General features: G+C 48.1%; 11 protein-coding genes and 1 pseudogene. 5 read left to right on the top strand and 7 right to left on the bottom strand.

The features are described 5' to 3' along the window. Positions 1 to 29 precede the first annotated feature (29 nt). The 4 genes and pseudogenes from A8L45_RS19375 to A8L45_RS19360 all read left to right on the top strand — a co-directional run bounded on the left by A8L45_RS19375 (position 30) and on the right by A8L45_RS19360 (position 4140). Positions 30 to 1163 carry an ABC transporter substrate-binding protein gene (locus A8L45_RS19375; protein WP_068905010.1) on the top strand — a complete coding sequence of 378 codons (1134 nt, stop codon included), beginning with the start codon at positions 30 to 32 and terminating at the stop codon, positions 1161 to 1163. Positions 1164 to 1181: 18 nt separating this feature from the next. Continuing rightward, a pseudogene (locus tag A8L45_RS19370) lies at positions 1182 to 2887 on the top strand (ABC transporter permease). Beyond that, a complete protein-coding gene (locus A8L45_RS19365) occupies positions 2850 to 3521 on the top strand; it encodes an ATP-binding cassette domain-containing protein (RefSeq protein ID WP_068905009.1) in 672 nt (223 codons plus the stop codon). Before A8L45_RS19370 ends, A8L45_RS19365 begins: the two are co-directional and overlap by 38 nt. Next, positions 3514 to 4140, top strand: coding sequence for a CDP-alcohol phosphatidyltransferase family protein (locus A8L45_RS19360; RefSeq protein ID WP_068905008.1), 627 nt, complete (start codon positions 3514 to 3516; stop codon positions 4138 to 4140). The genes A8L45_RS19365 and A8L45_RS19360 overlap by 8 nt, the downstream gene beginning before the upstream one ends. On the opposite strand, the gene punR is transcribed toward A8L45_RS19360, so the two are convergent. Continuing rightward, on the bottom strand, positions 4137 to 5039 hold the full coding sequence (gene punR / locus A8L45_RS19355) for a DNA-binding transcriptional activator PunR (protein WP_068905007.1): 903 nt from the start codon (positions 5037 to 5039) through the stop codon (positions 4137 to 4139). The genes A8L45_RS19360 and punR overlap by 4 nt on opposite strands. Positions 5040 to 5144: 105 nt before the next feature. Here punR and punC point away from each other — a divergent pair, with 105 nt between their 5' ends. Next, complete coding sequence (gene punC / locus A8L45_RS19350; RefSeq protein WP_068905006.1) at positions 5145 to 6356, top strand: purine nucleoside transporter PunC; 1212 nt, start codon at positions 5145 to 5147, stop codon at positions 6354 to 6356. Between the two features lie 66 nt (positions 6357 to 6422). On the opposite strand, the gene A8L45_RS19345 is transcribed toward punC, so the two are convergent. From A8L45_RS19345 to A8L45_RS19320, 6 genes are all read right to left on the bottom strand, one after another. Beyond that, entirely contained in the window at positions 6423 to 7865 is a 1443-nt protein-coding gene (locus tag A8L45_RS19345; protein ID WP_068905005.1) for a phosphatase PAP2 family protein, read from the bottom strand. 220 nt (positions 7866 to 8085) lie between these two features. Further along, complete coding sequence (locus A8L45_RS19340) at positions 8086 to 8973, bottom strand: hypothetical protein (protein ID WP_068905004.1); 888 nt, start codon at positions 8971 to 8973, stop codon at positions 8086 to 8088. Between the two features lie 152 nt (positions 8974 to 9125). Further along, positions 9126 to 9764, bottom strand: a complete 639-nt coding sequence (locus A8L45_RS19335) for an HAD family hydrolase (RefSeq protein ID WP_068905003.1) — start codon at positions 9762 to 9764, stop codon at positions 9126 to 9128. Between the two features lie 120 nt (positions 9765 to 9884). Continuing rightward, positions 9885 to 10472, bottom strand: coding sequence for an AmmeMemoRadiSam system protein A (amrA, locus tag A8L45_RS19330; RefSeq protein WP_068905002.1), 588 nt, complete (start codon positions 10470 to 10472; stop codon positions 9885 to 9887). Then, positions 10444 to 11226 carry an AmmeMemoRadiSam system protein B gene (amrB, locus tag A8L45_RS19325; protein ID WP_068905001.1) on the bottom strand — a complete coding sequence of 261 codons (783 nt, stop codon included), beginning with the start codon at positions 11224 to 11226 and terminating at the stop codon, positions 10444 to 10446. The genes amrA and amrB overlap by 29 nt, the downstream gene beginning before the upstream one ends. 285 nt (positions 11227 to 11511) lie before the next feature. Further along, entirely contained in the window at positions 11512 to 11907 is a 396-nt protein-coding gene (locus A8L45_RS19320; protein ID WP_068905000.1) for a DUF4345 domain-containing protein, read from the bottom strand. Positions 11908 to 11935 lie beyond the last annotated feature (28 nt).

The following is an 11935-nucleotide window of genomic DNA, read 5'->3' as shown; positions in this document are numbered from 1 at the left end:
ACCTTAAATGTTAAGGAAAACATGAGATCATGAAAAAGACGATTCTTTTCGCCTCAACCATTCTCGCCACTGCGCCAGCCTTAGCGGCGCAGTCTTCTGAAAGCTGGTCAGACATTGAGGAAAAAGCCAAAGGGCAGACGGTCTATTTCAATGCCTGGGGAGGCAGCCAAAACATTAATTCCTATATTTCATGGGCAGCAACAACAATAAAAGATCAGTACGGCGTCACGCTAAAACACGTCAAGGTGTCCGACATTGCGGAAACCACCAATCGTCTTGTCGCAGAAAAAGCCGCTGGTAAGGTAAATGGCGGCAGTGTCGATATGGTCTGGATCAATGGTGAAAACTTTAAATCAATGAAGTCGAATGGATTACTCCATGGGCCTTTCACAGAACAACTGCCAAACTGGTCTAATGTTGATATGTCTTTGCCCGTGACAGAGGACTTCACTGAACCAACGAATGGTCTTGAAGCGCCATGGGGTGTTGGTCAGCTGGTATTTGTTCATGACACCAAGAAGCTCAACAATCCGCCCGCTTCGTTTGCTGAACTTTTGAGTCTGGCCAAGGCGTTTCCGGGTAAAGTCACCTACCCAAAACCGCCACAGTTTCATGGTTCCAGCTTCTTGAAAGCAGCACTACTTGAACTGACATCGGATACTGCTCCTCTATACAAGCCTGTTGATCAATCGCGTTTTGAAACGGTCACAGCTCCTCTTTGGGCATACCTTGATTCATTGCATCCTGTCGCGTGGCGAGAAGGTAAGCAATTTCCTGCCAGTGGTCCAAAAACACTGCAACTTCTTGATGATGGAGAGTTACTGCTCGGCATTGCATTTAACCCTAATGCGGCCGAAGCAGGTATAGAAAACGGTACACTGGCCCCCACCACCCGCACCATCGCTTTTGAAAAAGGCGCGTTATCTAACGTCCACTTTCTTGCCATTCCGTTTAACGCCAACGCAAAAGAAGGGGCATTGGTCACCATCAACTTTATGTTGAGCCAACAGGCGCAAGCTCACAAGGCGAAAAATAGCGTCTGGGGCGACCCTGCTGTAGTGAAAATCAAAAATGCAAAATCACTCTTTAAGTCGCAGCCAGAACCGCATCCAAGCTGGCAAGTTGCGCTCGAGCAAGCATGGCTAAAGCGTTATGGAAAATAAAGATTTACTGAGGTTTTTGTGTTACGTCTGCTCTATCTAACAACACTCGTAGTCTGTTGTTTTCCTTTAGTACCGGGGCTGGCCGGCGTGGTGTTTACCGCCATTGGATTTCTACCAGTCCTTGACCTTAATCAGCCCGGTTTGTCGGGCTGGTTTTCTCTCTGGTCATGGCCGGGCGTCAGTCACTCTCTAGCCCTTACATTAACGTCCGGAGTCATTGCCAGCTTTCTTGCTCTGCTGCTCACTTTTATTACTTTGCAGGCATGGTGGGGCTCTCGTGGATGGCAACGGGTAGAGCAACTGCTTTCCCCTTTGCTTGCTATGCCGCATGTGGCATTTGCTATTGGTTTTTCACTGCTCTTCACCCCCTCTGGGTGGTTTTTCCGTGTCATTGCTGCCATCAGTGGTCAGGATGAGCCACTGGGCTGGTCAATGATTCAGGATAATGCGGGAATTGGTCTTACACTCGCACTTGCGCTGAAGGAAACGCCTTTTTTACTGTTAATGAGTATTTCGGTGCTCCATCAGATGAAGGTCGACAAAATGCTCGCCGTATCAGCAGTCTTGGATACAGTAGAGGCGCTGGCTGGCTAAAAGTGATTTTGCCCATCTGGCTGCGAAGAATGCGCTTTCCTGTTTTCGCTGTTCTGGCTTACAGCCTATCGGTCGTCGACGTAGCAATGATCCTTGGCCCATCGTCACCACCAACCTTTGCGGTTTTAGTCTGGCAATGGTTTAACGACCCAGACCTCAGCCTGCTGCCGAGAGCAGCCATGGGAGCACTGGTGCTTTTTGCTTTGTGTCTGATGGTACTGATGCTTTACCGCCTGCTTGAGCAGTTTTGTATCGACCGCTGGCAAACGTGGCAGTTTTCCGGGGCCAAAATGTTTCATATTCCGGGAAAACAAATTTTCCGGTTGATCACTGTGGTTTCACTGTCCACCATGCCGATATTGGCAATATGGTCTTTTGCCCTGAGATGGTCTTTCCCTGATCTCTGGCCCTCACGGCTAAGTTTGCGGTTTTGGCTACAGGAAGTGATGCAGCTGTGGGAGCTTGCCAGCAATAGCCTGATTCTGGCGCTTATCTCAGCCACAACCGCCATTTTACTCAGTGTCGCCTGTCTTGAATATCGCGACAGATACCATAGGTCATTACCAAGACTTGTGATCGCCACACCCATGCTGATCCCTCAGTTGTCGATTCTATTTGGTATTCAAATCTCGATTTATATGTTGCCGGGCGCATGGCATGTTCCAGCAACTATCTGGGCGCATGTTTTATTTGCCTTTCCTTATGTCTATCTGGCGTTAGACGGACCTTGGCAGAGCTATGATGGGCGACTGACGCAAACTGCTGTCAGTCTTGGCAAAAGCCGATGGCAGGCGTGGTGGATGGTAAAATTCCCCCTGCTTCTACCCGCCATCCTTCTGGCATGGGCGGTGGGCGCAAGTGTCAGCCTTGCACAGTATCTGCCTACCCAACTACTCGGTGCGGGACGGATAATGACCCTGACCACAGAGGCTGTGAGCCTTGCTAGTGGTGAAGATCGTCGTGTCAGTGCGTTGTACGGATTACTGCAAGCCCTGCTGCCTTTCTTATTTTTTGCCTTTTCCATTGCGGTCAGCCGTTTCGCTGACCCTTTTAATCAGACTCGACGCCTACTGTCGATAAAAGCGAGCCTTTATGACTTTGTCAGTAAAAAACCTGACTATAAACACTGAGCGACTGAGCCTTTTAAATGACTTTTCTTTTCAGGTAGAGAGAGGCACTGTGCTCACTATTATGGGTCCGAGCGGCTGCGGTAAATCTACCCTTCTCAGCGCAATAGCCGGACATCTGGCTCCGGAGTTTCATTGCAGTGGGGAGGTACGACTCAATGGTGATAACGTCATCTCGCTCAATGCCGAAAAGCGTCACATTGGCATTTTATTTCAGGAAGACCTGCTATTTCCGCATTTAAATATCTGGCAGAACCTAGCATTTGGCCTCAGCGCTAACCTCCGCGCAAGTGAGAAAAAAATCAGGGCGATTGCAACACTTGAAGAACTGAATCTGGGAGAGATTGCCAACAAAATGCCCGATCAAATCTCTGGTGGACAACGGGCGCGGATCAGCCTGATGCGTACCCTACTCTCTGGCCCATCCGCCCTGTTACTTGATGAGCCGTTCAGTAAACTGGATAAACCGCTTCGCAAGGCTTTCCGGGCATTTGTTTTCGAGCAAATTGCACAAAGACAAATCGCAGCCGTGATGGTTACGCACGATGAGGATGATGTGCCAGATCCCAGACTGTGTATTCAGTGGCCTGATATCAATGCATCAACAGACAGCGAGAGGAGTCGGGATCATGCTTGATCGCTATACCATTGTCTGGATCCGGCAGCCGCTGGTCAAAACCGCAGAAATACTGGACAAGATTGGTATGACCGCTAATCAAGCCACCATGGTTGGTTTTTTGATTGGCATGCTGGCGCTGCCTGCCATCGCATTAGAACAATATGGGCTGGGGTTATTCTTTGTTGCCCTCAACCGAATATTTGACGGAATTGATGGCGCGCTTGCGAGGCGTCAGGGCATCACAGATGCAGGTGGATTCCTCGATATCACCCTCGACTTTCTGTTTTATTCTATGGTGCCCTTTGCCTTTGCGCTGGCTGATCCGGCGATGAATGCGGTTGCTGCAGCGTTTCTGATCTTCTCATTCATGGGCACTGGCTCCAGCTTTTTGGCTTTTGCCATCATGGCAAGCAAACGCAATATTGATAATCCGGTCTATCAGAACAAATCCCTGTATTACATCGGTGGGTTAACTGAGGGAACAGAGACCATTGTCTGCTTTGTCCTGTTCTGCCTGTTTCCCGCTCATTTCAGCACTCTCGCATGGGTGTTTGGTGCCTTGTGTTGGGTTACTACCTTTACCCGAATATGGGCGGGGTTCGCTACCCTAAATACGACAGCAGAGCACGATACTTAAGCCAGCCATTCGCGGTGTGCCTGTTCTGAATCGCCAAGATAATCGAGGATCCAGCTTATTGCTGGATTTTCTTTATCGGTCCGCCATGCAATACAACAGGCACTTGAAGTGACAGGATCGACCAAGGCTTTCTCTATCAGTTGACCACGCTTAATCAACGGCCGGGCAAGGTGTGACGGCATTACCCCAATTCCCAACCCTGAGCAGAAGCATTGCACGGCACTGTGCCAGTTGGGTACAGTGAGACGACGCTGGTTATCGAGTAGCCAGGTACTGCGTTTGGGCAATATACGGGAGGTATCTTCAAGACAGATTGACGGAAAGCCTGACAGTTCCTCATTCTCAAGTGCCTTATTTTCACCAGCCAGTTGATGATCAGGACTGACAACAAAGCACCACTCAATTTTACCCATATCGCGATAACTAAATGGCCCGTTGACCGGTATGGCCGCTGTCGCACCAATCGCAATGTCGGCTCTGTCGTACGCCAGCGCATCCCAGACCCCATTAAAGACTTCCATCGTCAGCAATAACTCAACATCGGGGAACGCATCATAGAAATCACCGACTAAAGAATTAACCCTGTCTTCTCTCACCACATTGTCTAGTGCCAGCGAGACGGTCCGGGTCCAGCCATTCGCTACCCGCTGTGTTTGCTGGCGCACCGTTTCCATTTGTTTAATCAGTGATCTTGCTTCAACAACAAAATATTTGCCCGCAGGCGTCAGTTTTACACTGCGATGAAGCCTCTCAAACAATTCTACCGCTAGATTTTGTTCTATTTGCCGTACGGTATAGCTCACTGCGCTGGGTACTTTGTGTAACTCGCCAGCCGCAGCAGCAAAGCTTCCGAGCCGGGCAACCGTGTCGATAACGATGAGATCTTGATATGAAAACATGTTGAATCAAATTTTTTGATGGCAGTGACGAAATATTAGCGTTTCACAAAAGATTTCACAATCTCTAGACTGCGCTGCATCGAAACAAATACAAAGATAAAAACTATGAAACAATCTGTTCCAATGACCACCATGATTTGGTTTGCCGCACTCAGCATGCTAGGTTTTCTGGCGACTGATATGTACCTTCCGGCATTTGAAGATATCCGTCAACAGATGGGAACCAGCCAATCAATGATTGGTTTGACACTGAGTGTATTCCTTTTAGGTATGGCAATCGGCCAACTTGCTTACGGCCCACTTTCTGACCGTATTGGCCGTATTAAGGTGCTTGTTGGTGGTATGGCTTTGTTTACTGCAGCAACACTGGTGTGTTTTGCAGCACAGAGCATTGAAGTACTTCTGGTTGCTCGCTTCGTTCAGGCACTGGGCGCATGTAGTGCAGCGGTGATTTGGCAGGCCGTAGTGATCGACCGCTATGACAGCGAAACTGCACCACGCATTTTTGCGACTATCATGCCGCTGGTTGCGCTTTCACCGGCATTAGCCCCACTGGCTGGCGCTGCGATTGAAGCTCACCTTGGCTGGCGTAGCATCTTTATCGTGCTTGCTGTGCTCGGTGTGATTCTGGTGATGGCGACATTACGCCAACCAGAGAGTGCACCTGTTACGAATAGCGATGAAGAGCAGAATATGGCTAAGAAACTGGCGACCGACTATCGCCAAATTCTAGGCTCAAAAAAATTCATCGGTAACATGATGATTTTTGCTGGCTGCTCTGCTGCATTCTTTGCATGGCTGACTGGCTCACCGTTTGTAATGACAGAAATGGGCTATGACGGTGCGGACATCGGCATGAGTTACGTACCGCAAACCATCGCCTTTATCGCTGGCGGCTACGGTTGCCGTGCTCTGCTCAACAAATTCGATGGTGGCGCAATTCTGCCTGGCTTCATCGCACTGTTTGTGGTCAGCATTGCTGTTATCTATTTTGTTGCAACAAAAACAGAAGTGACAACTATCTGGCCAGTATTGATCCCTTTCTGCTTCATGGCAGCTGCGAACGGTGCTATCTACCCTATCGTAGTGAACAAGGCGCTGGAAGGATTTAAAAACTGTAGTGCAACTGCAGCGGGTATGCTGAACTTCCTGCAAACTCTGGTTTGCTTCATCGCCAGCGGCGCAGTATCTGCAATGGCAGCTTACGGTCTCGTCACTGTGTCCACCGCGATGATGATGGCTACTTTGATGGTCACCGTTGGTCTGATGATTTGCTGGAACAGCAACAAAGTGGATACCGTTGAAGCGACCGCATAAGTCACGCGCAACATACCATTAAAAAAACAGGAGCCTTTAGGCTCCTGTTTTTATTTCTATCCTGGGTTATTGGCGGGACGCTCTTTTGGCCTGATACAGCGGGTAACCCACCAGCCATGATGCGCTTAGCATAACCACCACAATCATCACCTCAAGGGTCAGCAGGCTTGAGCGACTGAACAGGCTGGCTATCAGCCCAGCAGCAGCAATAACAGCAGGCAGCGAGAGCGTCTCTATAATCCTTTTTAGCGACATAGATTGTCTAAGCAAGCCGGGATTAGCGCACTTCATTACCTGCAACACACCAGCAATAGTCAAAGTGGCAACCGCCGCAATGATCAATACAGGGAATGAGAAATATGCAGCTGCCGGAACCAGAATGGCCGCCATTGCTAACCAAACGACTGGATGAAGCGACAAAGTGTTCCCGTTTGCCCTTTCTTTTGATAGCCACTGCGATAGCACAAAGACCAGCGTACCGAACACTGCCCCTGCTGTGACATCAGTAAGATAATGTGCTCCTACATATACCCGACTGGCACCAACAATTACCCCGCCAGCCAGTGCGGTGAGTAACCAAAAGCGCTTATTTTCACTTTCTTTAGCGAACCAGCTCCAGAATGTCAGCCATACTGCGAAGGCAGTGGTAGTGTGCCCGCTTGGCATTGAGAAACCGGATGCGTCAGCCAATTGTAATGCCGGAAATATCTGCATTGGTCGTGGCACCCCAAATATCAGCTTGGTGACCTGAACTGCAATCACGGTCAGCATCGCTACCAAAAGTGCCGAGGATAAACGACGCATTCCGCCAGTTATCATACCTGCTAGCATCAATACCCCAAACAAGACGCTGTTACCTATCAGGTGGGCGTGTTTAAAAAACTGCTGCGCAAGGCCGGACAAGGGTGAAGGTAAGCCAGCAATGAATGACTGGAATCTTTCATTAATCTGAGCCTGCTGCACGAAAAAAGGGCTGGCGTTATCACTGAAATCGTCGTGGGACTGAATCAGACTCGGCGACGACAACACCATCCAATGTTTGAACATTTCAGCCTGTTCCGGGTATCGGCTGTGTTTGATGAGATTCGTCGAAGGTTCAACGAAATTGGCATATTTGATCTCACGGGAAAAATCCGGGGCATGCCATGCTGCTATGGTCGCTTTACCATCACGCTCGAACACTGGAATTGGTGCATCGGTAAAACAATCAAAAATCACAGCACTGTCTGTGGTCATCAATGGCTTGCCGACGGCCACTTTAAGACCTGTTTCCTCAAAGGCTTCCCTTGCTGCTGCCTCGGCAGGGGTTTCGCCCCGGTCAATGTAGCCGCCAGGAATCGAGTATTTACGGTTAAGATAATCCATCACGACCAGCACACGGCTTTTGGTATCAGAAATAAAGCAGGCCGCGCCTTTGAGTGATGAGTCAGGAATTGCAGCATGTGCCTGAGAGCACAATGCCAAAATCAGGCTGAGACCAAGTATCAGCCGGGAAAGAAGAGTCGACATGAGGTTTCCACATGGATGCATTGCGATGGCAATACATCCAGAATTATTTGTTAAGTACAGTCAGCATTAGGCAGTCTGGCGCGGCGAAACGCCAAACGGCTTGGTTATCGATAGCGATATTAAGCCATTTTCCCGAGGTTTACTCGGTAAATTAAGGCTTAAGCTGTCTATGACTCTACTCAACACAATAAGTTCAGTGGAAAGTCGCTGTGTCTGGTAGTTAAAAGTATTTCGCTTTTTCTTTTTGGTAGAAGTCAGCTAAACCCTTGTCTTCCCATTTATTTGCCAATGTATCCGCAACGTCCAGATGCTCGCCTGCCGAATGCTTATCTGCCAACAACTGATAAGCACGGGCAAGCTCAAGCCTGACAAATGCTTCTTCAACATCGTCTCCGCCATTTTTTTCTAGGACTGATAATGCCTCAAGGCCATGATCAATCGCGAGCTGATGACGGCTACGAGCATTTTCAACATAGCTCAGCAGGTAGAGACCTCTTACGTCATTGATCCAGGTTCCACACTTTCGCCAACTGTGAAGTGATAGATGTGCCGCCTCACTCATCATTTGATCTTGCTCTGGCGTTCTTTCTTCAAGCTCAACTAAATCACTGGCAATACCATTGGTAGCAATGGCTACGGAGCGATCAGCATAATGTGTATCGGTGCGTTTCTCTGTCAGTGTTTTTACTACAGTAAACACACTGAGTGCTTCAGAAACCAGACCTGAAGCCACAAGCGCAGCAGTGATAAAGACTTTATTTTCAATGACAGCTGCGACACTGTCCTCACCAGCAACGGACATGCTGTTTAGCTCTGCTTCATGTCCTCGCACCAAGTTTCCTGCCATAAATGCAGCAGTTGACAATCTGTTCCAGTGACGCGGCTCTAGCTTAACCTTATCAAATTGCTCGGCGGCTTTTTCTGCCAATGCTGACGCTCGCGGCCATTGATTGAGGTGCTCACCCACAGTGTGATTTGATAGCGCAAATAAGGGGGCGAGAAGAGATAGCTCCATTTCCTCTAAATCCAACGCCTCCAGCTCGGCCGCAACCCGCTCCGGGTCATCTGCGTGGTAGCCCCATGCCTCATTAATAAATTCCTGAATCACAACTGCTCCTCGTACTTTCTGTTTTATAATGACTGTATTAATACACAGTTATTTTTTTGTGTTCATCAGAAATTTAAAATTATGCGAGACACTCACGATACATGGATCTGATAAGTACAAGAGTGCTCAAAGCCGCTTTTCAAGTTGCCTAGTTAACGGTTGATCAACGAGGTAAAATCAGACACCACACTTGATGCACTGCTGAGGTCATTTTCAATATTAAAACCATGCTGAATAGCAACCACATCACAGCCCGCCGCTTTGCCCGCTTCCAATCCAGCCTGTGAGTCTTCAAAAATTAATGCATCAGATGCAGTCACACCGTATTTACTGAGTGCAATCAGGTAAGCTTCTGGGTGAGGTTTGTGCTTTTTGACATCATCTGCAGAGATCACCAAATCAAAACACTGTGTCATCTGCAATTGAGTCAAAATTCGATCAACCATCCATGCCGCCGCTGAACTGACAACTGCACATCGACTGTTATTTGCCTTTATATGGCTGAGAAAGGCTTCAACTCCGGGATTAAGCGACAGCTTCTCCGCTAACAGAGCTTCATAATGCGTTCTGAAATGCATGTTAAACATTTCCATGGTCGGTGAGATGTTGCCAAGTCGGAAGAAATGGCCCGTCACTGTCGGCCAGTCCTGACCCATCACGGTTTTATAGTGATTAAAGTTTACGTCACCGCCCAAATCGCGGCATGCCATGGCAATGGCTTTGCCTTTAAGAGGCTCTGAGTTGACCAGTGTTCCGTCGAGATCAAAAAGATATGCCTTGTAGGATTTCATACTGCTTTCCTGCCAATAAATGAATGTGGCAGGTTAGCTAACACTCTGTTTTAAGTCTTTCTATTGCAGATTTATTGCGGCCTAGTCCAAAAGCTTAACGAAATGGGGCACTAAAAAGATTCACTGAAAATCTTCCTGCGCGCTGTCTACGGTAAACACATCGACCCGCATATCGTCTGGCCAGTCGTGCTCATCCATCCCCCCTTTTTTCTTGAGTGCGACGATAAAGTCAAAGGGGATAGGAAGTTTCTCCCACACCTGAGGCAGAAATACCGACCTATATCGCTGGCATGAGAGGATCACACCCACTTTATTTTCTTCGAGGAAATCAAGACAGCCTTGTTCTGAGTGAACTTCTAGCTTTTCTGGCGAGGAGAGCACGGAAACCTCAATGGATAACTTGGCGAGCTGTTCATAAACCAAGGGTTGAAAACGCCGATCCTGAAAGGCTGCACTCAAGGTTTTATTGTGCACTTCATGAATCAAAGGTAACACGCTGCTGATTGCCCCAATACATCCCTGAAGGTGATGATCCACCTCAAGTGTGACGAAACATCCTGCTGGTTTGAGTAACTTCTCGCTGTAAATAGCTGGCTCAGGCAAGCTCAGCGGATCATTATTAAAATGTTGGGTAAGCACAGATCGAGAGATCTCGATAAGCTGTGACAGATCCTGACGATCATACTGCGCAGATAAGGTAACTGACATAGCCCACCACCCTATTTTTGTTTCCCCCGGTATCACCAGAGTTTTTATAATCAATCTGAGTTAAACGATAGTTACGCTGCCTGGCTAGCTTTAAAAGCATGTTCACCCCTGTCGCACCGCAGGCTTCATGAGGTGTGATACTTGCATCAAATGATTGGATTCGCTGGCAGGTGTCGCCATCAAGTGCACAGGCTTCGCTGTAGGTGTGAAAATGACTGAGGTCAGTACTGACCACCAGCAAGGTGCTATCGTCATGCCAGAGAGTATCAACGAGGTCAGCGAGTTGGTCTGAGTTTATCCGTGAATACACGATTGGCAATAAGGTGAAGTGTTTGAGGCAACACTGCAAAAACGGGATCTGCACTTCGAGACTGTGTTCGCTGTCATGCATGTGATCAGACACTTGCACCATTGGGTGTTGAGACAGAGCCTCCACGTGCTCTTTGTCGATAGACACGTTTCCTAGTGGTGTCGCAAAATAATCAGCTTCTGGCACGGCTACACCATTAAACCCGAAGTGATGACTCGGCCCAACCAAAACCACACGCTCAAACTGATCTGCCGTTGCTTTAAGGTACTGGTAAGCTTCGGCTGCCACTTTGCCAGAGAAAACGTAACCTGCATGGGGGACGATGAGTGCTTTTAACGGTAATACGTCGGGAATGGCTGTCAGCCATTGTGACAGTTGGTGGTCCAGCTGTTGTGGTGAGTCGTGGTAAAAACGACCAGCCACGGCGGGAGAGCGTATATTCATGACGACGTTACTCCTGACATGTCATCTATCGTTGCCGGTGAAGCTAACCTATTAGCTGAAATCATGTTTAGCGTCGACTGTTTAGCGACATCAATAGAGGCAAGTTCACCTCAAAACGCATTTCACATTCAGCTAATTCACTGGTAACGAATCGGCCTGTGATTTAACAGCCCGATATTGTCAGTATAGATACATTGTTGTCCGATGACAGGAAGGTAAGAGCCAGACAACCAGAAAGGCTCTTAGATGAGGAGGCGCGATAATATTGGCTGGTATGTCTCGCCTTCAGCTTGATGATTTTCGGTTGTTTAACACAAGAAATAATGCAATGGTTCCGATGATCACTTCGAGAGCAAAATAGGCGACAAATAGCCAGTGTGAATAACCGTCAACGACCAGACTAAGCAGTCTTCCTGCCGCCAATCCAAACATAAAAACAGTCATAACAATCAGGGCGGACTCTCTAAAGCTTTCCTTAATTGCCCCTAAAAGCCAGTAAATAAGGTTGAAGATATAAAGCCCCATTACTGCCCTGTAAATATGGGTTTCACTTACGCTATCAACATTAATACCGTACAGAAAACCCAAACTATTTGACGGGCTGACACCATAAGACAATGAAATAGGAATTAAACCTACCGCTGAAACTAACAGTAAAGCCTGACTCAAATTTATTCGCATTATTCTCACTCCATGTGATTAATAAAAA

Origin of the sequence: Veronia pacifica, assembly GCF_001707825.1 — a bacterium.
In the GTDB taxonomy this organism is placed as follows: Bacteria; Pseudomonadota; Gammaproteobacteria; order Enterobacterales; family Vibrionaceae; genus Veronia; species Veronia pacifica.
This window is presented reverse-complemented; position numbering and strand designations above follow the sequence as displayed.